Origin of the sequence: Bradyrhizobium sp. MOS003 (genome assembly GCF_003020125.1) — a bacterium.
In the GTDB taxonomy this organism is placed as follows: Bacteria; Pseudomonadota; Alphaproteobacteria; order Rhizobiales; family Xanthobacteraceae; genus Bradyrhizobium.
In genome coordinates this window covers 425,479-446,986 of sequence record NZ_PYFW01000003.1, presented here as the reverse complement: position 1 = coordinate 446,986, position 21,508 = coordinate 425,479, and the positions used below count along the sequence as shown (strand labels likewise).

At 65.6% G+C, this 21,508-nt stretch carries 20 protein-coding genes and 1 pseudogene; 16 read left to right on the top strand and 5 right to left on the bottom strand.

Annotation, left to right across the window (positions count from 1 at the left end):
• The first annotated feature begins 245 nt into the window (after positions 1-245).
• The 9 genes and pseudogenes from C7G42_RS16955 to C7G42_RS16915 all read left to right on the top strand — a co-directional run.
• A complete protein-coding gene (locus C7G42_RS16955; protein ID WP_106950088.1) occupies positions 246-611 on the top strand; it encodes a hypothetical protein in 366 nt (121 codons plus the stop codon).
• Positions 612-635: 24 nt separating this feature from the next.
• Positions 636-1,043: a DUF4332 domain-containing protein gene (locus tag C7G42_RS16950; protein ID WP_106950087.1), complete on the top strand. Its 408-nt coding sequence runs from the start codon at positions 636-638 to the stop codon at positions 1,041-1,043.
• Between the two features lie 245 nt (positions 1,044-1,288).
• Positions 1,289-2,149, top strand: a complete 861-nt coding sequence (folP, locus tag C7G42_RS16945) for a dihydropteroate synthase (RefSeq protein ID WP_106950086.1) — start codon at positions 1,289-1,291, stop codon at positions 2,147-2,149.
• A complete protein-coding gene (gene folB, locus C7G42_RS16940; protein ID WP_106950085.1) occupies positions 2,146-2,514 on the top strand; it encodes a dihydroneopterin aldolase in 369 nt (122 codons plus the stop codon). Before folP ends, folB begins: the two co-directional genes overlap by 4 nt.
• A 1-nt stretch (position 2,515) precedes the next feature.
• On the top strand, positions 2,516-3,007 hold the full coding sequence (gene folK / locus C7G42_RS16935; RefSeq protein ID WP_106950084.1) for a 2-amino-4-hydroxy-6-hydroxymethyldihydropteridine diphosphokinase: 492 nt from the start codon (positions 2,516-2,518) through the stop codon (positions 3,005-3,007).
• An 82-nt stretch (positions 3,008-3,089) separates the two neighbouring features.
• Positions 3,090-4,961: a methylmalonyl-CoA mutase family protein gene (locus C7G42_RS16930; RefSeq protein WP_106950083.1), complete on the top strand. Its 1,872-nt coding sequence runs from the start codon at positions 3,090-3,092 to the stop codon at positions 4,959-4,961.
• The gene (locus C7G42_RS16925; protein ID WP_106950082.1) at positions 4,958-5,422 is read left to right on the top strand and encodes a GFA family protein; all 465 of its coding nucleotides are present in this window, start codon (positions 4,958-4,960) and stop codon (positions 5,420-5,422) included. The genes C7G42_RS16930 and C7G42_RS16925 overlap by 4 nt, the downstream gene beginning before the upstream one ends.
• Before the next feature lie 16 nt (positions 5,423-5,438).
• Positions 5,439-7,595: a methylmalonyl-CoA mutase gene (gene scpA / locus C7G42_RS16920; protein ID WP_106950455.1), complete on the top strand. Its 2,157-nt coding sequence runs from the start codon at positions 5,439-5,441 to the stop codon at positions 7,593-7,595.
• 38 nt (positions 7,596-7,633) lie between these two features.
• Positions 7,634-8,419 (top strand): annotated as a pseudogene (locus C7G42_RS16915) (RsiV family protein); the annotation flags it as partial.
• 10 nt (positions 8,420-8,429) lie between these two features.
• Here C7G42_RS16915 and C7G42_RS35835 read toward each other — a convergent pair.
• Positions 8,430-9,122, bottom strand: coding sequence for an SRPBCC family protein (locus C7G42_RS35835; RefSeq protein ID WP_245427766.1), 693 nt, complete (start codon positions 9,120-9,122; stop codon positions 8,430-8,432).
• On the opposite strand from C7G42_RS35835, the gene C7G42_RS16905 reads away from it, so the two are divergent.
• From C7G42_RS16905 to C7G42_RS16880, 6 genes are all read left to right on the top strand, one after another.
• Entirely contained in the window at positions 9,115-10,107 is a 993-nt protein-coding gene (locus C7G42_RS16905; protein ID WP_106950080.1) for a tripartite tricarboxylate transporter substrate binding protein, read from the top strand. The two genes, C7G42_RS35835 and C7G42_RS16905, sit on opposite strands and share 8 nt — an antisense overlap.
• 76 nt (positions 10,108-10,183) lie before the next feature.
• Positions 10,184-10,690 carry a tripartite tricarboxylate transporter TctB family protein gene (locus C7G42_RS16900; protein ID WP_106950079.1) on the top strand — a complete coding sequence of 169 codons (507 nt, stop codon included), beginning with the start codon at positions 10,184-10,186 and terminating at the stop codon, positions 10,688-10,690.
• Positions 10,691-10,696: 6 nt separating this feature from the next.
• Entirely contained in the window at positions 10,697-12,208 is a 1,512-nt protein-coding gene (locus C7G42_RS16895) for a tripartite tricarboxylate transporter permease (RefSeq protein ID WP_106950078.1), read from the top strand.
• A gap of 51 nt (positions 12,209-12,259) precedes the next feature.
• Positions 12,260-13,249 (top strand): methylmalonyl Co-A mutase-associated GTPase MeaB, encoded by a 990-nt coding sequence (meaB, locus tag C7G42_RS16890; RefSeq protein WP_106950077.1) that lies wholly within the window; start codon positions 12,260-12,262, stop codon positions 13,247-13,249.
• Positions 13,246-13,902: a pyroglutamyl-peptidase I gene (locus C7G42_RS16885; RefSeq protein WP_106950076.1), complete on the top strand. Its 657-nt coding sequence runs from the start codon at positions 13,246-13,248 to the stop codon at positions 13,900-13,902. Before meaB ends, C7G42_RS16885 begins: the two co-directional genes overlap by 4 nt.
• 200 nt (positions 13,903-14,102) lie before the next feature.
• Entirely contained in the window at positions 14,103-15,473 is a 1,371-nt protein-coding gene (locus C7G42_RS16880) for a TIGR03808 family TAT-translocated repetitive protein (protein WP_106950075.1), read from the top strand.
• A gap of 30 nt (positions 15,474-15,503) precedes the next feature.
• Here C7G42_RS16880 and C7G42_RS16875 read toward each other — a convergent pair whose 3' ends face one another.
• The 4 genes from C7G42_RS16875 to C7G42_RS16855 all read right to left on the bottom strand — a co-directional run bounded on the left by C7G42_RS16875 (position 15,504) and on the right by C7G42_RS16855 (position 19,879).
• On the bottom strand, positions 15,504-16,256 hold the full coding sequence (locus C7G42_RS16875) for a TIGR03809 family protein (RefSeq protein WP_199580948.1): 753 nt from the start codon (positions 16,254-16,256) through the stop codon (positions 15,504-15,506).
• A 621-nt stretch (positions 16,257-16,877) separates the two neighbouring features.
• A complete protein-coding gene (locus C7G42_RS16865) occupies positions 16,878-18,602 on the bottom strand; it encodes a S8 family serine peptidase (protein WP_106950072.1) in 1,725 nt (574 codons plus the stop codon).
• Positions 18,603-18,617: 15 nt separating this feature from the next.
• Positions 18,618-19,313 (bottom strand): hypothetical protein, encoded by a 696-nt coding sequence (locus C7G42_RS16860; RefSeq protein WP_106950071.1) that lies wholly within the window; start codon positions 19,311-19,313, stop codon positions 18,618-18,620.
• On the bottom strand, positions 19,310-19,879 hold the full coding sequence (locus tag C7G42_RS16855) for a sigma-70 family RNA polymerase sigma factor (protein WP_162307447.1): 570 nt from the start codon (positions 19,877-19,879) through the stop codon (positions 19,310-19,312). The genes C7G42_RS16860 and C7G42_RS16855 overlap by 4 nt, the downstream gene beginning before the upstream one ends.
• A gap of 434 nt (positions 19,880-20,313) precedes the next feature.
• Here C7G42_RS16855 and C7G42_RS16850 point away from each other — a divergent pair, with 434 nt between their 5' ends.
• Complete coding sequence (locus tag C7G42_RS16850; RefSeq protein WP_106950070.1) at positions 20,314-21,471, top strand: GGDEF domain-containing protein; 1,158 nt, start codon at positions 20,314-20,316, stop codon at positions 21,469-21,471.
• Positions 21,472-21,508 lie beyond the last annotated feature (37 nt).

Sequence of the window (21,508 nt, the reverse complement as noted above, 5' to 3'; positions counted from 1 at the left end):
CTCCAAGCATGCGACATTGCCGGAAACAATCGGACGACATCAGCCGAAAGTAGGAGCGAGCTGTTCGCAACGCGGCAATTTTTCACCGATTCCGTCTTCGCTCTTGCACCGTTGCAACACTTTTCGAGCGTTCGAAGCTGAATCGCGACGGCGCTTGCGTTCATCGCTTGAATTTCACATCACACCGGCTCAAGATCATTTTCGAAGAAATACTCCGGCATGCAACCGGCTGAGGGGCGGACCTTATGGACGAACTGATCGGGCGGCTGGCGACAAACGCCAGCATAGATAGTGCTGTGGCTGAAAAGTCCGTCGGCATTATCCTGGGCTTCCTCCGCAACGAGGGTCCTTCCGACAGCGTGCAGGCCCTGATCGATCAGATTCCCGGAGCGGAAGCCGCAATCAAGGCGTCCACGAGCGGCGGCGGACTGTCGCGGCTGATGGGCGGCGGCCTGATGGCGGTCGGCACACGCCTGATGGGACTGGGGCTCGGCATGTCCGAGATTCAAAACGTCGCCCGTGAACTTTTTCGCTACGGCCGAGACAAAATCGGAGCGGATCAGATGGGCAGGATCATCGCGGGGACCCCGGGCCTCAGCCAGTTCGCCTGAAGCTCGCATTTCATATCGAGTATCATGACATATCCGATCTCCGAGATTGAGGGCCTGTCGACCTTTGCCGCCAACAAGTTGAAGGCGCAAGGTATCCGCACGACCGACGCGCTGCTCGAGGCGGCCGGCACCGTGAAAGGCCGCAAGGCGCTGTCCGCCAAGACCGGCATCAGCGAGCAGCTGTTGCTGGAATGGGCCAACGTCTCCGACTACATGCGTATCCCCGGCATGGGCCGGGCCAAGGTCAATTTGGTCCGCGCCGCCGGCGTCACCACCGTGCGCGAACTCGCCTATCGAAATCCGGCAAGGCTCGCCCAGAGCATGCGCGACGCCAACGAGAAGAAGAAGCTGCTGCGCATCCTGCCCACGGAGAAGTCGGTCGGCGACATCATCGCCAAGGCGAAGAAGCTGCAGCCGAAGATCACGTATTAGTTCTGCGTTCGGTCTCGTGTCCCGGACGCGCTACAACGCCGTTTAGCGTTGCTGCGCAGCGCCGGGACCATACGGCGCACACAACTCTCGGCGACATGAGCCCCGGCTCTGCAGCGCACCGCTAAAAAGCGCTGCGCTGCGTCCGGGGCACGAGAGGACAATATCTTGCCAACATTGGGCCTTGCGCAACCAGCACTGCCCCATCCCGTCTTGACTCCCCCTCCCCGCCCGCTAAAGCGGGCACCATGAATGCCTCGCCCTCCCCATCCGTCCCGCCGGCCGGCTCGGCCGGGCCTGATGTGCTGCGGACATTGCTGGAACGACCGATCCCGGCGGTGATGGGCGTGCTCAACATCACTCCGGACTCCTTCTCCGACGGCGGCGAGTTCATCGCGCCCCAGCAGGCGCTGGCACGGGCGCGGGCGATGATCACCGATGGCGTGGACATCATCGATATCGGCGCCGAATCCACCCGGCCCTACAAGGGCGCGAAGGCGGTCACCGCGGATGACGAGCTCGCCCGGCTCAAGCCGGTGCTTTCGGGCGTCGTGGCGCTCGGCGTGCCTGTCTCGATCGACAGCATGAAGGCGGAGGTGGTGGCCTACGCGCTCGACCAGGGCGCGGCGATCGCCAACGACGTCTGGGGCCTGCAACGCGACGCCGCGATGGCGCCCCTGGTGGCCGCCAGAGGCGTCCCCGTCATCGTCATGCACAACCGCGACGACGCCGATCCCGCCATCGACATCATCACGGACATGAAGACGTTCTTTCTGCGTTCGCTCGACATCGCCGCAAAGGCCGGCATCGCGCGCGACAAGATCGTGCTCGATCCCGGCATCGGCTTCGGCAAGACCGCCGAACAGAGCCTGACCGCGCTGGCGCGGTTGCGCGAATTCGAGATGTTCGGCCTGCCGATCCTGGTCGGCGCCTCGCGAAAACGCTTCATCGCCTCGGTGTCGCCGTCCGAGCCGAAGGAGCGGCTCGCCGGCTCGATCGCTGCGCATCTGATCGCCGTGCAGCGCGGCGCAAAGATCATCCGCACCCATGACATCGCCGAGACCTTGCAGGCGCTGCTTGTGGCGAACGCAATCGAGGGCAAGCAATGACCGATACGATCTTCGTCACCGGCCTGTCGATCCATGCCCGCCACGGCGTGATGGATCACGAGACCGAAGTCGGCCAGCGCTTCGTCATCGATCTCGAACTCTACACCGATTTGTCGGAGCCCTCGCGCAGCGACCGGCTCGTCGACACCGTGTCCTACGCCGACGTCGTCGCGACGACCACGGCGGCGTTCAAGAACACCAATTACAAGCTTTTGGAGCGCGCGGCCGGTGCGGTGGCCGACGCCATCCTGTCGAACTTCCCGCGCATCCGCGCCGTGAAGATCACCGTGCACAAGCCGCATGCGCCGATCGCCGCGATCTTCGACGATGTCGGCATCATGCTGACCCGCTCGCGGCATCCATAAGATGGCAAGCGTGATTATCGCGCTCGGCGGCAATGTCGGCGACGTCCGCGCGACATTCGCCAAGGCAATCGCACACGTCTGCGGCATGGCGCAAGCCGCCCTGATCGCGCGATCCGCGGACTATGCGACGCCGCCCTGGGGCGACGAAGAGCAGGCCCCCTTCATCAACGCCTGCGTCGAGATCGAGACCGACCTCGATCCGCACGCGCTCCTGTTCGTGCTGCAGAAGGTCGAGCAGAAATTCGGCCGCACCCGGGACAAGGAGCGGCGCTGGGGCCCGCGCACGCTCGATCTCGACATGATTGCCTATGACGACATTTCCTTGCAGAAGCCGGACCTGACCTTGCCGCATCCGCGCCTGTTCGAGCGCGCTTTCGTGCTGGTGCCGCTGGCCGAGATCGCGCCCGACCGCGTCATCTCGGGCATCCGTGTGCGTGACGGGCTCTCCAGCGTCTCGACACAAGGCATTGAGCGGCTTCCGGATACCGGTTAACCAAAATCGACCGTTTGCAGGGACGGTCGGCCGTGGCAAATTCGCCTCGCGAATAACGATACGTTTGGGAGCCCTTGGCCGCATGACCTCCGTGACTGACGACCTGAAGCTGGCGGCCGATTTTCCCCAGGCAAGCGCCGAAGACTGGCGCAAGCTGGTCGACGGCGTGCTCAAGGGCGCGCCGTTCGAGAAGCTGGTCGGCAAGACCTATGACGGACTCAAGATCGAACCGCTCTATCCGCGCGCCAAGGGCGTTGCGCCCGTGATGGGACGGCCGGCGGCGGCGCCGTGGCAGATCGTGCAGCGGATCGACCATCCCGACGCGGCGCTCGCGAATACGCAGGCGTTGCAGGACCTGGAGAATGGTGCGACCGGGCTCGCGCTGGTGTTCGCCGGCGCCAATGGTGCGCGCGGATTCGGTCTGGAACCCTCGGCCGAGGGGGTCGCAAAGATCCTGAAGGGCATCCATCTCGACGCCGGCATCGGCATCGAGCTCGAGATCGGACCGCAATCGCGGATGGCGGCGATCCATGTCGCGGAATATGTGAAGAGCAACGGCCTCGATCCCGCCGCCTGCAACATCCGCTTCGGACTCGATCCGCTCGCGGCGACTGCGGTGTGGGGCCACAGTCCCTATACCTGGGAGGAGATCGCCCCTGCCGTCACCGGCGCGATCAAGGGCCTCGCCGCGCTCGGCTTCAAGGGACCGTTTGCGTCCGCCGACGGACGCGTCATCCACGATGCCGGCGGCTCGGAGGTGCAGGAGCTGGTCTTCGTGCTCGCCTGCGGCATCGCTTATCTGCGCGCGATCGAAGGCGCCGGCATTCCGCTGGAACAGGCGCAAACAATGGTCTATGCGCGGCTCGCCGCCGATGCCGACCAGTTCCTAACCATGGCGAAATTCCGCGCGCTGCGGCTGCTGTGGGCGCGTATCGAAACAGCGTGCGGGCTCACGCCAAAGCCGCTGTTCATCGCGGCCGATACCGCCTGGCGCATGCTGACGCAGCGCGACCCTTACGTGAACATGTTGCGCGCGACGATCGCAACGTTTGCGGCCGGGCTTGCCGGCGCCAATGCGATCACCGTGCTGCCGCATACGCTGGCGCTCGGCCTGCCCGATCCATTCGCGCGGCGCGTGGCACGCAACACGCAACTCCTGCTGCTGGAAGAAAGCAACCTCGCCAAGGTCTCTGATCCCGCGGCCGGCGCAGGCGGCATCGAGACGCTGACGGCGCAGCTTTGCGACGCCGCCTGGGCGCTGTTCCAGGAGAGCGAAACAGCCGGCGGTGCCTTTGCCGCGCTTCAGCAAGGGCTGTTCCAGAGCAAGGTGGCGGCCGCGCGAAAAGCGCGTGAAGCCAACATCGCAAAACGCCGCGACGTACTGACCGGCGCCAGCGAGTTTCCGAACCTGCACGAGCGCGGGACGGCGGTGCTGAGGGCGACGCCCATCGCGCTCGCACCTTACGGGGAACAGAAATACAAATTCGATGCGCTGCCGCCGATCCGGCTTGCGGAACCGTTCGAGGCATTGCGCGACAAATCCGACGCGGCGCTGAAGGCGCGCGGGGCCCGGCCAAGAGTGCTCCTGGCCAATCTCGGCACGCCCGCCGATTTCACCGCGCGTGCGACCTTTGCGAAAAGCTTCTTCGAGGCCGGCGGCATCGAGGCCCTCGACAGCGAGGGCTTTGCCGATCCGGCCAAGTTGGCTGCCGCCTTCAAGGCCTCCGGCGCCGAGCTCGCCTGTCTTTGTTCCAGCGACAAGGTCTATGCCGGTCAGGTGGAACCTGCCGCGAAGGCCCTGCAAACGGCAGGCGCGCGACATATTTATTTGGCGGGCCGCCCGACCGATGCCGAGGCGGCACTGCGCGCGGCCGGCGTCACAGGTTTTGTCTTCGCCGGGGGCGATGCGCTTGCGACGCTGCAAGATGCCTATCGACGGATGGAGCAGGCATGACTGACCTCAGCAAGCTCGTTCTCACCGGCGGCTGCCAATGCGGCGCCGTTCGCTTTGGCGTGACGACGGCGCCGAACAGGGTCTCGATCTGCCACTGCCGGATGTGCCAGAAGGCGGCCGGCGCGCCGTTCGCCTCCTTTGCCGACATCAACAAGACGGACTTCGCCTGGACCAGGGGACAGCCGTCATTCTTCCGCTCCTCCACCATCGCCGAGCGCGGCTTCTGCGCGGCGTGCGGCACGCCGCTGAGTTTCGGCCGCATCGATGGCGACCGGATCGAGATCATGACCGGCGCCTTCGACCGCCCCGACCGGGTGATCCCGACGCGGCAGTTCGGCACCGAATCCCGCCTCGGCTGGGTGGTCGGCATCGCCAATCTGCCGAGCCAGACCACGCAACAGAATTACGGACCGGAGAAGATGGCGACCATCGTCAGCCATCAGCATCCGGATCATGATTGATGAAATGGTTGAAGCCATGAGCCGCATTCCCAATTTCGCAAACATCGCCTTCGAGCGCGCCGCCACAGCCGCTCCCACCGGCAGCGCCGAGCCGTGGCTGACGCCTGAGGGCATTCTCGTGAAGCCCGCCTATGGCGAGGCCGATTTTGCCGGGCTCGACTTCCTCGATACCTATCCGGGCATCGCGCCTTTCCTGCGCGGCCCCTACCCGACCATGTATGTCAACCAGCCCTGGACGGTCAGGCAATATGCCGGCTTCTCCACGGCGGAAGATTCCAACGCGTTCTACCGCCGCAATTTGGCGGCAGGACAGAAGGGCCTCTCGGTCGCCTTCGACCTTGCCACTCATCGCGGCTATGACTCCGACCACCCGCGCGTCGGCGGCGACGTCGGCATGGCCGGCGTCGCCATCGACTCCATCTACGACATGCGCACGCTGTTTGCGGGGATTCCCCTCGACCAGATGAGCGTGTCCATGACCATGAACGGCGCCGTGCTGCCGATCCTCGCGCTCTATGTCGCCGCGGCGGAGGAACAGGGCGTGCCGCCAGAGAAGCTGTCGGGCACCATTCAGAACGACATTCTGAAAGAGTTCATGGTACGCAACACCTATATCTATCCGCCCGGGCCCTCGATGCGGATCATCTCGGACATCTTCGCCTACACCTCGCAGAAGATGCCGAAATACAACTCCATTTCCATCTCCGGCTATCACATGCAGGAGGCTGGCGCGACGCAGGATCTCGAGCTCGCCTATACGCTCGCCGACGGCGTCGAATATCTGCGTGCCGGCCTTGCTGCCGGCCTCGACGTCGATCGCTTCGCGCCGCGGCTCTCGTTCTTCTGGGCGATCGGCATGAACTTCTTCATGGAAGTCGCCAAGCTGCGCGCCGCGCGGCTGCTCTGGGCGAAGCTGCTCAAACCCTTCAATCCGAAGGACCCGCGCTCGCTGTCGCTGCGCACGCACAGCCAGACCTCGGGCTGGTCGCTGACGGCGCAGGACGTCTTCAACAATGTGATGCGAACCACCGTCGAGGCGATGGCGGCGACGCAAGGCCACACCCAGTCGCTGCACACCAATGCGCTCGACGAGGCGCTGGCGCTGCCGACCGATTTCTCGGCGCGCATCGCCCGCAACACCCAGCTGTTCCTGCAGCAGGAGAGCGGCACCACCCGGATCATCGATCCCTGGGGCGGCTCGTATTACGTCGAACGCCTCACCCGCGACCTCGCCGCCAAGGCCTGGGGCCACATCCAGGAGGTCGAGGAGCTCGGCGGCATGGCCAAGGCGATCGAGGCCGGCCTGCCGAAGCTGCGCATCGAGGAAGCCTCGGCCAAGACGCAGGCTCGCATCGACGCCGGCAGGCAGGCGGTGATCGGCGTCAACAAATACAAGCCGACGGATGAGGCGCCGATCGACATCCTGAAGGTCGACAACTCCAATGTCCGGCGCCTGCAGATCGACAAGCTGACGCGGCTGAAGAGCGAGCGCAATCAGAAGGACGTCGATGCCGCGCTCGCGGCGATCACGCGCTCCGCCGGCGAAGGCAACGGCAATCTCTTGGCGCTCGCGATCGACGCGGCGCGGGCGAAGGCGACGGTCGGCGAGATTTCGGACGCGATGGAGAAGGTGTTCGGCCGGCACCGTGCCGAGATCAAATCCATCACCGGCGTCTACAAGCGGGAGGCGTCCAGCATGGGCAACCAGGTCGAGAAGGTTCAGGCGCTGATCGACGCCTTCGAGGAGGCGGAAGGCCGCCGCCCGCGCATCCTGGTCGCCAAGATCGGCCAGGACGGCCACGACCGCGGCCAGAAGGTGATTGCGTCCGCGTTCGCGGATATCGGCTTCGACGTCGACATCGGACCGCTGTTTGCGACCGCCGACGAGGCTGCACGTCAGGCAGTCGAAAACGACGTGCACATCCTCGGCGTCTCCTCGCTTGCGGCGGCCCATCTCACCGCCGTGCCGGAGCTGAAGGCCGCGCTGAAGAAGCAGGGCCGCGACGACATCATGATCATCGTCGGGGGCGTGGTGCCGCCGCAGGATTACGATGCGCTCTATGCCGCCGGCGCGGAAGCGATCTTCCCGCCGGGCACCGTGATCGCGGAGGCCGCGGAGGAGCTCATCCGCAAGCTGAATGCGCGGCTCGGGCATAGCGAGGCGGCGGAGTAGCTCCGCCGCCAATCTTCCGAAAAGAAGGATTTTGCGTGATGTTTCTCGGGTCAACGTTCATGCGCGCGCTCACCGTGGCCACGGTTTGCAGCGCACTGTTCGGCCCCGCCCACGCAGCCGATCCCAAGCCCGACGCTGTCGTCAAGACCAAGAGCATCGAGGCGCGCGTGTTCCTCGACGACAGGATCAAGGTTGATGCGGCGCTGGCGGCGGATTGCCTCGCCGAGGGCAAGAAATGGCTCGACAAGAATGCCGCGGAGGCTGTCGCCGCGCACAAGGCCGACCCGCAGTTCTTCAAGGACGGCGGCTGGGACTTCGAGCGCAAATATGAGATCCGCTCGGTCGTCGCTGACCGCTATGTCAGCGTCCTCCGCAACGACTACATGAACACGCGCGGCGCGCATCCCAACTCGGACGTGAACACGATCCTGTGGGACAAGGCCGCCAACAAGCGCATCTCGATCCGCCCGTTCTTCACCGAGACAGCCGACAACGGCGCGACAATGAAGGCGATGGTGAAGGCCATCATCGCCTCGCTCAAAGCCGAGAAGAAGAAGCGCGACGCCGGCGAGACCGCCACCGACGAATGGTTCAAGGAGCTGAAACCGGGCCTGCTCAAGGTCGGCGCGGTGACGCTGGCGCCGTCGACCGAAGCGGGCAAGAGCTCCGGCCTCACCTTCCACTATCCCCCCTACGCCGTCGGTCCCTATGCCGAGGGCGAGTATGTCGCCTTCGTGCCGTGGGAGACGCTGAAGCCGTATCTCACCGCGGAAGGCACCCGCATTTTCGGCGGCGCGCGGCCGAAGGACGACGCCCAGGAGCCGTTACCGGTCGCTAACCGGATCGCGCCAGCGTCCGCGCAAGTGAGTTCGTCCAATCGGGAATCCAGGATGCGAATAGCGCCTGCCAGCGATCGGCATCCTCAGGTTCGGTATCGAGGACGACCGCCCATTCGATGAGGGTACGGTTGCCCTCGATGATCGGGCGCAATTGCATGGTGCCTTGATAGCGCGTCGGCGCCGGCGTCCGGCTTCCATCATCTTGCGGATACGGCAGCGCTTCGAGACCCGCATAAGTGAGAGTGCGCTGCTCGTCCGAATGATCGACCAGGCGCTGGCGGATCCAGTTTCCGAGATAGCAGAAGCGCCTGATGGCGCCGACTTCATCGCCGCGCTTGTCGTCTTCGATCGCGCTCTCGCTCACGCCGTCGATATAAGCGGGATAATTGTTGAAATCGCGGATCAGCGACCAGACGTCGTCCAGCGGGCGATCCAGCACGGCGCTGTAATAGGCTTGGGTCATCAAGAGCTTGCCTTTGACTTTCGTTGCGCGCTCAAGTTGGCGAATTGCGCGGGCAAGACCCACCCGATTTCCGACTGCCCATCCGATGGGCATCCAACTTTCACACAACATGTCGATCTCCTTGGTAGCGCTACCTTGCGGCGGCCCTGCAAAGCCGACTAGAATGTCGCCATTGACAAGAGCGCCCGACATCACGGGCGCCGTTGGGAGGCATTCAATGTCCAAGATTTCGCGCCGCAGCTTTGCGGCTTCAACGGCCGCCGTCGCCGCATCCGCCGCCTTAGGCTTCAAGCCCGCACGTGCACAAGCCTATCCGGCCCGGCCGGTCACCGTGATCGTGCCGTGGGGCGCGGGCGGCGGGACCGATGCGACCGCGCGCATCGTCGCAGCGCTGCTGGAAAAGGATCTCGGCCAGCCCTTTAACGTGGTCAACCGCACCGGCGGCTCCGGCGTGGTCGGCCATAGCGCCATCGCGACCGCACAGCCCGACGGCTACACCATCGGCATGCTCACCGTCGAGATCTCGATGATGCACTGGCAGGGCCTCACCGAGCTGACGCCGAAGAGCTACACGCCGCTGGCCCTGATGAACGAGGACCCCCCGGGCATCCAGGTCTCCTCCTCCTCGCCCTACAAGACGGTCAAGGAGCTCGCCGAGGCGATCAAGGCTGCGCCTCCCGGCAAGTTCAAGGCGTCCGGCACCGGCCAGGGCGGTATCTGGCATCTGGCGCTGGTCGGCTGGATGCAGGCGATGGGCCTGCCCGCCAACCAGGTCGCCTGGGTGCCCTCGAACGGCGCGGCGCCCGCGATGCAGGATCTCGCCGCCGGCGGCCTCGACCTCACGACATGCTCGGTGCCGGAGGCGCGCGCCATCATCGAGGCCGGCAAGGCGAAGAGCCTTGCCATCATGGCCCCTGCGCGCAACCCGGTTTTCAAGGACGTGCCGACGCTGAAGGAAGCGATGGGCATCGACTACGCAACCGGCGCCTGGCGCGGCATTGCCGGACCGAAGAACCTGCCGCCGGAGATCGCGAGCAAGCTCACCGCTGCGCTGAAGAAGGTCTACGACTCCGCCGAGTTCAAGGACTTCATGACCAATCGCGGCTTCGGCACCGTCTGGGGCGATGCCGGCCACTTCGCAGGCTTCATGGACAAGGGCGACGCCCAGATGGGCGAAGCGATGAAAGCGGCCGGCCTCAGCAAGGCGTGACCAGACACTACGGCGCTCTGATCGCCTCTCCCCGTACGCGGGGAGAGGGAGCACTTCTTTCATAGGACTTCTTCCCATGCGTCTTCCCGACTCCGTCACGGGATCGTTTCTCGTCGTGCTTGGCGCGGCAGCTGCCTATGGCGGCTATATCCTGCCGCCGGTGCCCGGCCAGCCGGTCGGCCCCAACGTGTTTCCGCTGGTGATCGGCAGCGGTCTCGCGCTGTGCGGACTCGCGATCGTGTTCGGAATCGGCCACTCCTTCGAGGAGGAGGAAGAGCTGATCCCGCTGGAGGACGGCCAGGTGGCGGCCGCGCCACCGCCGCAAGGAAAATTCGAAGGCAAGCTCTACGGCCTGCGCGCCTTGCTGCCGCCGGCGCTGCTGCTGTTCTACGTCGTCGCCGCCGACCGGCTCGGCTTCATCATCACCGCGGCGCTCATGGTCTACGTCACCTCGACCGCGCTCGGGGCGAAGTGGAAGCTGGCGCTGCCGCTAGCGGCGCTCTCGCCCTTCGCCATTCACCTCATCTTCGGCAAGTTGCTGCGTGTGCCGCTTCCTGCCGGCCTGCTGCCGACGCCCTGGTAATTCCCCATGCTCAAGACCCTGATTGAAGCGTTTGCCCTGATCTCCACCTGGGAGGTCATCATCGCGATGTTCGCGGCCTCCGTGTACGGCCTCGTGATCGGCTCGCTGCCGGGCCTGTCGGCAACGATGGCGACCGCCCTGCTCGTTCCCGTCACCTTCTACCTCTCGCCGATCGCGGCGATCGCGACCATCGTCGCGGCGTCCTCGATGGCGATCTTCTCCGGCGACATTCCGGGCGCGCTATTGCGCATCCCCGGCACGCCCGCCTCCGCTGCCTACGCGGATGAAGCTTACGCGATGACGCGCAAGGGCCAGGCCGAGCTGGCGTTAGGTGCCGGCGTGTGGTTCTCCGCCGTCGGCGGCATCGCCGGCGTGCTGTCGCTGATGATCCTGGCGCCGCCGCTCGCCGAAATCGCGCTGTCGTTCTCGACCTTCGAATATTTCTGGCTGGCGCTGCTCGGCCTGATGTGCGCCACCTTGGTGGCGCGCTCTTCGCCTGTGAAGGCGATCGCCGGCATGTTCCTCGGCCTGCTGGTCTCCTGCATCGGCATCGAGAACCCCGGCGGCGTGCCGCGCTTCACCTTCGGCCTCACCGATCTCTTCGGGGGCATCGAGCCGATCCCGGCGCTGGTCGGCGTGTTCGCGGTGGCGCAGGTGATGCGCGCAATGCTGACGCCCGAGCCCCCGCCGCTGCCGCGGCGCAAGTTCGGAAGCATCATGGCCGGCCAGTGGAAGCTAACCAAGAAGTATCACTGGCAGATGACGCGCGGAAACATCGTCGGCATCATCATCGGCGTTCTGCCGGGTGCCGGCGCCGACATGGCCGCCTGGGTCTCCTATGCGATGTCGAAGCGCTTCTCCAAGGAGCCGGAAAAATTCGGCACCGGCCATGTCGAAGGCCTGGTCGAGGCCGGCGCCAGCAACAATGCCAGCATCGCCTCGGGCTGGGTGCCCTCGCTGCTGTTCGGCATCCCCGGCGACACCATCGCCGCGATCGCGATCGGCGTGCTCTACATGAAGGGCCTCAATCCCGGCCCGACGCTGTTCACCGAGAAAGCGTCGAGCATGTATGCGATCTACCTGATGTTCATCATCGCGAACATCATGATGATCCCGCTCGGCATCGCCATGATCCGGATCGCCGCCTACATCCTGCTGGCGCCGCGCTCCGCCATCATGCCGGTCATCATGCTGTGCTGCGCGGTCGGTTCGTTCGCGATCGGCAACAACATGTTCGGCGTCGTTACCGTCGCCGCCTTCGGCATCATCGGCTACGTCATGGAGGCGAACGGCTATCCCGTAGCCGCGATGGTGCTCGGCATCGTCATGGGCACCATGGTGGAGCAGGCTTTCGTGACCTCGCTGATCAAGTCCGATGGCAGTATCCTGCCGTTCTTCGAGCGACCGGTCGCCGCCATCCTCGCCGCGATGGCGATCGGTGCCCTGCTCTGGCCGGTGATGGTCTGGGTCTGGCGCAAGATGAAACCGGTGCAGACGGCGGCGGCGACGAGCAGGTGATTCCGGGCGAGCGGCCCTCGCCTGCCCGGCCTCGGCGTTGTAAAGCAGGGCATGACTGAGAAGAAGGCCTCGCTGGACATCACTACCCTCGCCAAAGAGCTGCGCGCCGGCAGCCGCGCTGCCCTCGCTCGCGCCATCACCCTGGTGGAAAGCCGGCGCGGCGACCATCAGGCGCTGGCGCGCGAGCTGGTGCAGATGCTGCTTCCCGACACCGGCAAGGCGTTTCGCGTCGGCATCACCGGGTCGCCCGGCGTCGGTAAATCCACCACCATCGACGTGCTGGGCACGCATCTGATCGAACGGGATCACAAGGTCGCGGTGCTCGCGGTCGATCCATCCTCGGCGCGCAGCGGCGGCTCGATCCTCGGTGACAAGACGCGGATGGCGCGGCTGTCGGCCTCCGACAATGCCTTCATCCGGCCCTCGCCGTCCTCGGGCACCCTCGGCGGCGTCGCGGCCAAGACGCGCGAGGCGATGCTGCTGTGCGAGGCGGCCGGCTTCGACGTCGTGCTGGTCGAGACCGTCGGCATCGGCCAGTCCGAGACAGCCGTCTGCGACATGACGGATTTCTTCCTCGCGTTGATGCTGCCTGGAGGCGGCGACGAATTGCAAGGAATCAAGAAGGGCCTGGTCGAGCTCGCCGACATGATCGCCATCAACAAGGCCGATGGCGACAATCTCAAGCGCGCCAACATCACCGCCGCCGACTATCGCGGCGCGCTGCATATTCTGGCGCCGAAGTCCGAGCATTGGCATCCGCCCGTCGTCACGTATTCGGCGCTGGCCGGCACCGGCATCGCCGACCTCTGGCAGAAGGTTCTCGATCACCGCAAGGCGATGAACGCCTCGGGCGACTTCGCCGCGCGGCGGCGTGAGCAGCAGGTGAAGTGGATGTGGTCGATGCTGGAGCAGCGCATGCTGGCGCGGCTGCGCAGCGAGGCCTCGGTTCGCAGCAAGGTCCGGAAGATCGAGGCTGAAGTCGCCGACGGCCATCTCACCCCGGCGCTCGCCGCCGAGCAGATCCTGGAGTTGCTGAAATGAGCGAGAAGTTCCGCATTCTCCTCACCGGCTTCGGCCCGTTCCCCGGCGCGCCCTATAACCCGACCCAGCCGCTGGTCGCCCGGCTCGCGCAACTGCGCCGTCCGGCACTCGATGATGTCGCGCTCTACAGCCACATCTTCCCGGTCACCTATGCCGCGGTCGACCGGCAATTGCCTGATGTGCTCGCGAAGGTGAAGCCGGATGCGCTGTTGATGTTCGGCTTGGCCTCCCGCACGTCCTACCTGCGCATCGAGACCCGCGCGCGCAACGCCGTCACCATGCTCTGGCCCGACGCCGCCAACACCCGATCGCGCAAGCGCGGCATCGCAGGCACCGCCGACGCCATGAATTTCGGTCCGCACACCGCAAGGCTGTTGCGCGCCGCGCGCCTCACCGGCATCGACGCGCGTCCCTCGCGCGATGCCGGTGCCTATCTCTGCAACTATCTGAGCTGGCGCGCGATCGAGAATGTGCGCGCCGGCGGGCCGCAGCTTGCGGCCTTCATCCACATTCCCCTGCTCGCGCGCGGCGGCGCGGTGCGGCGCAAGGGCGCAGCCCGGATCACGCTGGAGGAGCTGGTGGACGCAGGCGAGGCCATGCTGATGGAGATGGTGGGGTTGGCAAGGAAATCGCGGAACACAGAGGTCTCGTAGGGTGGGCAAAGGCGCACTTGCGCCGTGCCCACCATCTCGTTCCGATCTGCCGTTCAATGGTGGGCACGCTACGCTTTGCCCACGCTACGGCACCTTCGCTGGCGTAAACATTTAACCCTACCGCAAACAATCCCCGCGCCCCCGCCCGCCCTGCGTTACCTAGTCGGTCGCGGACGCCCGCGTCCGCCGGAGGACGCGTCATGGACCTCAATCGCCGTCATCTCATCGGAGCTTCGACCGCAGGCATCGCCGGCGCGCTCGCCATGCCGGCCGATGCCGCGCGCGCGGCGCCGCTGACGTCCCTGCTGGGCCGCGACGCCACGCAATACGGCGTGCGGCCCGGCAGCAGCGAAGATCAGACCCGCGCGCTGCAGCGTGCGATCGACGAAGCGGCGCAGGCGCAGATGCCGCTGGCGCTACCGCCCGGCGTCTATCGCACCGGGCTGTTGCGGCTGCCGAACGGCGCACAATTGATCGGCGTGCGCGGCGCGACAAAACTCGTCTTCACCGGCGGCGCTTCGGCGATCCAGAGCGACGGTTCGGACTCCATCGGCCTCACCGGCATCACCTTCGACGGCGGCAACATTCCGCTGCCGACGCGTCGCGGGCTGATCCATGTGCTCGGCGGACGCGACATCCGCATCGCCGATTGCGAGATCGCGAACTCAGGCGGCAGCGGCATCTGGCTCGAGCAGGTCTCCGGCGACATCTCAGGCAACATCTTCACCGGCATCGCGGTGACCGCGGTGGTGTCGTTCGACGCCAGGGGGCTCAGCGTGTCCCGCAACACGATCATCGGCACCAACGACAACGGCATCGAGATCCTGCGCGGTGCGATCGGCGACGACGGCACGCTGGTCGCGGACAACCGGATCGAGAACATCAAGGCCGGTCCCGGCGGCTCCGGTCAGTACGGCAACGCCATCAACGCCTTTCGCGCCGGCAACGTGATCGTGCGCGGCAACCGCATCAGAAACTGCGATTACTCCGCGGTGCGCGGCAATTCGGCCTCGAACATCCACATCACCGGCAACAGCGTCAGCGACGTGCGCGAGGTCGCGCTCTATTCCGAGTTCGCGTTCGAGGCCGCGGTGATCGCCAACAACACCGTGGACGGCGCCGCCGTCGGCGTCTCCGTCTGCAATTTCAACGAAGGCGGCCGCATCGCGGTGGTCCAGGGCAACATCATCCGCAATTTGATCCCGAAACGACCGATCGGCACCGCGCCCGACGACGACGCGGGCGTCGGCATCTACATCGAGGCGGATTCAGCCGTGACCGGCAATGTGATCGAGAACGCGCCGTCCTACGGCATCGTCGCCGGCTGGGGCAAATATCTGCGCGACGTTGCGATCACCGGTAACGTGATCCGCAAGGCGCTGGCGGGCGTCGGCGTCTCCGTCGTGCCGGGCGCAGGCATCGCGCTGGTCAACAACAACATGATCTCCGAAACCCCGCGCGGCGCCGTCGTCGGCCTGGACCATGCGCGCGCGGTGACGTCGGATCTGTCAGCCGACGGCGCGCAGCGATTCGCGCAGGTGATGGTCGGCGGCAATGCGGTTCGGCGCTAAAGCCCGCCCCTCGCCTTTGGCCGCCAGACGCTAGAATGCGTTCCTGAGCAGTGGGTACTTGGCTTCCAGGCCGTCGAGGCTGAAGGTGAATTCGACGACGCGCTCGGGGGCTGCGACGATTTCCTCGGCAGGCGGGGCGAACTGGGGCAGGAGGGCTGCCATCGCGGCAGGCGCGGTCTTCGGCGGCTTCGCTGCAGCGACCGCGAGCGGCGGCCTCACTTCAGGCGCGGTGAATGGCGCCGTTGCGGCAGGCGCCGCGAGCGGCGACCTCACGGCAGATGCGATGAAAGGTGCCCTCGCCGCGGGAGCCTTGAGCGGCGGCATCTCGGCAGGCGCAATAAAAGACGCCATTGCGGCGGAGGCGGCAGGCGGGGCAAGCGGCGGTTCGGTGATCTCGGCGTGAACGTCCGGCTTCGGGTCGAGCCTGACCGGCACGGCGGTCTCGGGGGCGATGTGGACGGCCTTTGGCTGCAGGGTCTTGAACTGCAAAGTCTCGGACTGCACGATCTCCGCCTGCTCCTCGCGCGGGAACACCCGGGGCATGGTCGCCGGTGACCAGCCGAATGCGGGCGTCACGCTTGCAGCGGCCTCGGCGACATCGGCACCGGTCGCCAGCGCGCGCCAGGTCTGGACGGCGCGCTTGGCTTCCTGAATGTTTTCGAGGAATGCGATCTCGGAATGATAACGGCGCCAGCGGCCGGTCTCGAACATTTCGGAGAGATGTTGCAGGCGCTGCTCGGCGAGAGCGCACCAGCGCGCCGCGACGTCGCGGCCAGCAAGCACGGCACGCGCAGACGCGCAGTTAGACTCTTGGCGATGTGTCATGGACCAGCCCGTCAGGGAAAACACGGACGCGGGGGACGCAACGCACACGAATCAATTTGGAGGCGACATGAATATTTTGTGGAAAAGTTTTGACTTGTCCAGCAACGACACGGCTTTGGACGTCAATCACCGTAGTCGTGCGGAGATTTGCCGTGTTTTCGAGTCAAGCTTCGCGCAAGCATAGCGGACTTGCGGCGTGCCGCGCGGACCAACGCCAAGGATGCCGCGGCTATCTTTCAACCGCACGCTGAACGCGCGCGACGCCGCAAAGAGCCAGACACCCAGAGCTTCGTCTGATTGAGCCAGATCGGAAGCTCTGGCTTCTCGTTTGACGCGCCCTCGTCCCGCGACCGGACTCCACTTCGCTCGAAAGTGCTCTGAAAAGAAAAGACCCGTCCGGGGGGACAACCGGACGGGTCGAGCCATATGGGCGCTTGGGGTGGATGGGCGCTCGCGCCTAATATGACTGATGGGGAGGGATGACCGCTCCCACATAATTTGGTCGTGGCAGCCGGGTGAACGTTCAATGCCGCGTTCGATTTTTTGACCTTCGCAACGCGCGCATCTTTGCCGCAGGCGCTATCGCGTCGCCGGCCTATCCGCCTGAGAAACCGTGGCTTTATCGTCTGCGCTCGACAATGAAGGTTGTTCGATCGCGCGGCTATTGGGCTCCTCGCGACGCTTGGCGGCATCTTCACGTTTTGTTGTACCCGACGCAGCCGCAACGGGCGTGGCGCTGTCGGCGGGAACAGCCATGACCGCGGCAAATGCATCGGCCTGGCCGTCGCCGAAAAGCTCGTCGCGCCCGGGGGAGCCGAGATCGCGCGCGGTCTTCGCCAGCGTCATGCGCAGCGCTTCCGGCTTCAAGGCGTAGTTGCGCTCGAGCAGCAACGCCGCGACGCCGGAAACATAGGCGGCCGAGAACGAGGTTCCCGACGTCATCTGGTACTTGCCGTCCGGCGCCGGCAGGAAGATGTCGACACCCGGCGCCGCGACGGCGATGTAATTGCCGCGGTTGGACGCAGTGAAGAGCCTGTCCTGCTGATCGGTCGCGCTGACGGCGATCACGTTGGGATTGGCGGCCGGATAGAGCGGCGGCGATTTCGCGCCAGCATTGCCGGCGGCAGCGATCAGCACGAGACCGCGTGCGGCGGTCGCCGCGATGGCCCGCTCGATCACGGCATCCTTTGGACCGGCGAAGCTCATATTGACGATCTGCGCGCCGTGCTCGGCGGCGTAATTCAGCGACCGCAGGATGATGTAGGACGAGCTCTCGGCGCCGCCATTGGCGCCGCCGAACGCGCGGATCGCGATGATGCGCGCCTCGGGCGCACTGCCCATCAGTCGGTCATGCGCCACGATGGCGCCGGCGATGCCGGTGCCGTGGACGTGGGGCCCCTCCGCGCTGCCGAGCGCGTCGAAATTGTCGGCGATGGAATTGGCGAGTTCGGGATGCCTGGTGTCGATGCCGGAGTCGATCACGGCAACCGTGACGTTGGCGCCGTGCGCCAGCGTATGCGCCTGCGGCAGGCGGAGTTTCGTCAGGACATATTGCGCAGGATCGCCTTCGCGAGGGGGCGTCGATTTCTGGTCCTGCAGCATATAGCGGAAGTTCGGCTGGACCGAGCGCACGCTGCCGTCGGTCGCAAATTCGCGCCGCACCGTCTCGTACGGCCGGCCATCCGTGATGCGGAACAGACCGAACGTGGCGCCGATCAGCGGGAAGCTCTCCGACGAGATTCGCGTCAGGCCGTGCCGGCGGGCCAGCGCGTCGGCATCACCGGCCGACATTGCTCCGTCGATCTCGGCCAGGAATTCGTTGGCGAAGCTCTGCAGATTGGCGGCGGCCGGCGTGGCATTGCCGCGGCCTTTGCCGGCGCTCTTCTTGACGGGTTTGCCAGGGTCACCGCCGCCTGCATTCGGCTGCGCGAGGCATTCGCCGGCGGCATCGCGATAGGGCGCGGTGCAGGCCGGATACAGGTTCGGCGAATAGCGCGCATAAGGCTGCACCGTCGTCGGCCGCAGGCGCGACGTCGTGGTTTGGGGAATGGTCGCAATCGTCCGCGGGCCGCGATCGACGGATACCGCCCTGGCCGAGACCGTCGGACCGACGCGCGAGGCGATGCTCGGAGAGATGGTCGGCGTTCGCGTGGGCACGCTGATCGTCGGCGTGCGCATGATCGCCTGCGCCTGCGCAACCTCGACGCCGAGACAGGCAGCGATCAGAAGCGCGGCGCCGACCGATGAAGCGTAGCCTCCGGCGGGCACCCTGCTCTCGGACTTGCTCTCGGTCTTGCCTGTCATCGGATCAGCGGCGCGTTAGGGCGCCGCGACGGCGAGGTTGACGAACTTCTCACGCTGCATCCTGCCGAGCAGCGAAGCGAGTTCGTCCCGGCTCATCGCCTTGTCGAACTGGAGGCGGAACATGCCGCCCTTGGCATCGCCGATGATCGAGGCCTGGTAGCTGTCGAGCAACGCGGTGATGTCGCCGACGCGGGCCTCGGGCGTGAAGCGCACCAGCGCGCGCGCCGGCGGAACAGCCGTGCCGAGTTCGCGTGTGATCGGACCGCTGGTCGAGAGCGAAGCTGTCTGGAAAGTCGCAGGCTGGTTCTTCATCAGCACGGCGCCGATGATTCCGGCCTGCAGCATCAGCGCGATGGCACCGAGGCCCGCCGACCACGCCAGCGTGCGCGGCGACAGGCTCGCGAAGAAGGTCGAGATGCGCGCCGACAGCGGCAGCGAGCTGCTCGCCCGCGCCGGTTCGGCGTCGATCGCCGCGAACAGTTTCTGCATCGCGCGCGCCGAGGGCGCCCCGAGGCTCTCGTTCAGATGGATGGTCTCTTCGTACTCGCCGCGGATCGCCGCATATTGCCTGGCGAGCTCGGGGTCGCGCGCCAGCGCTTCCTCGACCCGCCGCGCATCGCGCGCGTTTAGCGTGCCGGCAGCGTGCCACGGCAGCAGCAGTTCAATTTCACCGGGCTCTTGCTCCAGCATCTTCTTGCTCAAAGCCATCATGGCCAGCCTCGCTCAACGCCGGCTGCCTTCAGCAGTTCGGCCAATTTCTTGCGCGCATAGAACAAGCGCGTCTTCACAGTGTTCTCCGGTATCCCGACGATTTCGGCCACCTCTTCCACGGACTTCTCGTGGTAGTAGACGAGATCGACGATTTCCCGGTGGTCCGGCGAGAGGCCCGTCAGACACTCCCGCAACGCAGCACTGGTATCTTTCTTCTGCACCGCCGTTTCCGGATTGTCGGACGTATCCTCGATCGCGTTGGCGGCGTCTTCGTCCAGTTCAAAATCCTTCCTGCGCCGGAGCGCAGACAGGGCCTTGAACCGGGTGATTGCCAGCAGCCAGGTAGAAACGGCGGATCGACCCTCGAACTTGCCGGCTTGACGCCAGACGTCGAGAAACACCTCGCTGATGAGGTCTTCCGCCGCCTGCTCGTCCCGCACGAGCCTTAGCCCGAAACGATACACCCTGACATGGTGCCGCCCGTACAGCACCTGCATGGCGAGCCGGTCACCTTGAGCGATCCTAGCGATCAGGACCTCGTCCGAAGCCGCCTGTGTCACACTCAATGCCCGTCTCGCAAAGTTGGTCGGGTCGGCGCGGCGGACGGTTCGACAGGGGGGGCAAAATTGTTCACGGTACCGCAGTCATACGGGCGCCTGTGTGATCCAACCCACATACGCGTATTTTTCTCGTCCCACCCGCGGCCGTCGGCCGCCTTCATCCAGATAGGTAACATAATACTGCGATACTTCCCTGCGGAATGCCTGTCCGGCACAGGCCGACCTCGTCCGGTTCCATAGCAGTCCTGCACGACATATGTCTCGCCAAGCCCGGCTTAGGCTCGATCGCATCGCAAACAGATGCCCGGTCGCCGGCAAAAATTCTCCCCCGAGCCTGCCACCCTGTTCTGCGCTGCACAGTTCGGATTCGGTTTCAAAGGATACCAAACCTAAAGGCTTGCCACGTAGATTTTTACGCTGACATCACCATTGGCGGGACCATGAGCACGGCCGCGACGTCCTTTCCCGAGAGGAATGCCGCTGAGGTCGCGGATCTCGTCCTCTCTCCCGAGGCCGCGGCCCCCGAAGTGCTGGCGCGCCGGGCCCGGCAGCGCCGCCAGATGTATATCGGCCAGGTGGCGAGCTATTCGCTGGGTGCCTCGGTCCTGTTGCTCTACGCCTATGCCGGCGCCGTCTCCATGGCCGTTCCGTCGCTGTTCTGGCTCGGCGGCCTTCTGATCATCGGGACGTTCACCGTGCTGTCGGAAGCCGGCTTCGGCGACCGGTTCGAGGATCATTACCTCACCGTCTTCCAGATCTCGGCGCATATGGCGGTGCAGCTGGTGTTCCTGCTCGCCGTGCCCACGGTCGGGATCGCGTTCATCGCGGTGCTGTTTCTGATCTTCGCCTTCGGCACGCTGCGGATGACCTCGAGCCAGGCGATGCTCACCTGGGGCCTTGCCACCGGTGGGCTCGCTCTGGTCTTCCTCGGCTCGGACCTGCCGATCGGACTGCCGGTTGCGAACCGCCTGGAGCGAACCGCCGCGATGCTCTGCTTCGTGCTGGTGATCGGCCAGTGCGCCTTCCTCGGCCTGTTCGGCGCCACCCTGCGCAAGATCCTGTACCGGCGCAGCATCGAGCTGAAGGATGCCTATCAGCGCATCGAGGAGCTGGCCGAGCTCGACGAGCTCACCGGTTCCTACAACCGCCGCTGCATCATGCGGCTTCTCGACGCGGAGATCGAGAAGTCGCGGCAGGCATCGACGCCTTGCGCGATCGCGCTGATCGATCTCGACTGGTTCAAGCGCATCAACGACGCCCACGGCCACCCCGTCGGCGACGAGGTTCTGCGCACCTTCGCGATCACCATGTTCGCCAATATCCGCCCGGCCGACAGCTTCGGCCGCTACGGCGGCGAGGAATTCCTGCTGCTGCTGCCGGACACCTCGGGTGACGCCGCACAGCGCATGCTCGAGCGCTTGCGCGGCATCGTCGCCGATCTCGACTGGAGCGCATTTTCCCCGAATATGCACGTGACCATTTCCGCGGGCGTCGTGACGCTGCGCGACGTCGATACTGCCGACACGTTTCTCGCGCGCGCCGATCGCGCGCTCTATTCCGCCAAGGCGCAAGGGCGCAACCGCATTGCAACGACCTGACCAATCCATTTTTTCCCGCTGCGACAGAAGCCGCCGC

Excerpts from the sequence above, each read along its gene's own strand:
- C7G42_RS16905 (WP_106950080.1), top strand. The coding sequence starts at position 9,115 with ATGTCCAAGATTTCGCGCCGCAGCTTTGCGGCTTCAACGGCCGCCGTC.
- meaB (WP_106950077.1), top strand. The coding sequence starts at position 12,260 with ATGACTGAGAAGAAGGCCTCGCTGGACATCACTACCCTCGCCAAAGAG.
- C7G42_RS16900 (WP_106950079.1), top strand. The coding sequence starts at position 10,184 with ATGCGTCTTCCCGACTCCGTCACGGGATCGTTTCTCGTCGTGCTTGGC.
- C7G42_RS16850 (WP_106950070.1), top strand. The coding sequence starts at position 20,314 with ATGAGCACGGCCGCGACGTCCTTTCCCGAGAGGAATGCCGCTGAGGTC.
- folK (WP_106950084.1), top strand. The coding sequence starts at position 2,516 with ATGGCAAGCGTGATTATCGCGCTCGGCGGCAATGTCGGCGACGTCCGC.
- C7G42_RS16930 (WP_106950083.1), top strand. The coding sequence starts at position 3,090 with ATGACCTCCGTGACTGACGACCTGAAGCTGGCGGCCGATTTTCCCCAG.
- C7G42_RS16860 (WP_106950071.1), bottom strand. The coding sequence starts at position 19,313 with ATGATGGCTTTGAGCAAGAAGATGCTGGAGCAAGAGCCCGGTGAAATT.
- folP (WP_106950086.1), top strand. The coding sequence starts at position 1,289 with ATGAATGCCTCGCCCTCCCCATCCGTCCCGCCGGCCGGCTCGGCCGGG.
- C7G42_RS16865 (WP_106950072.1), bottom strand. The coding sequence starts at position 18,602 with ATGACAGGCAAGACCGAGAGCAAGTCCGAGAGCAGGGTGCCCGCCGGA.
- C7G42_RS16885 (WP_106950076.1), top strand. The coding sequence starts at position 13,246 with ATGAGCGAGAAGTTCCGCATTCTCCTCACCGGCTTCGGCCCGTTCCCC.
- C7G42_RS16925 (WP_106950082.1), top strand. The coding sequence starts at position 4,958 with ATGACTGACCTCAGCAAGCTCGTTCTCACCGGCGGCTGCCAATGCGGC.
- C7G42_RS16895 (WP_106950078.1), top strand. The coding sequence starts at position 10,697 with ATGCTCAAGACCCTGATTGAAGCGTTTGCCCTGATCTCCACCTGGGAG.
- folB (WP_106950085.1), top strand. The coding sequence starts at position 2,146 with ATGACCGATACGATCTTCGTCACCGGCCTGTCGATCCATGCCCGCCAC.
- C7G42_RS16880 (WP_106950075.1), top strand. The coding sequence starts at position 14,103 with ATGGACCTCAATCGCCGTCATCTCATCGGAGCTTCGACCGCAGGCATC.
- C7G42_RS16950 (WP_106950087.1), top strand. The coding sequence starts at position 636 with ATGACATATCCGATCTCCGAGATTGAGGGCCTGTCGACCTTTGCCGCC.
- C7G42_RS16955 (WP_106950088.1), top strand. The coding sequence starts at position 246 with ATGGACGAACTGATCGGGCGGCTGGCGACAAACGCCAGCATAGATAGT.
- scpA (WP_106950455.1), top strand. The coding sequence starts at position 5,439 with ATGAGCCGCATTCCCAATTTCGCAAACATCGCCTTCGAGCGCGCCGCC.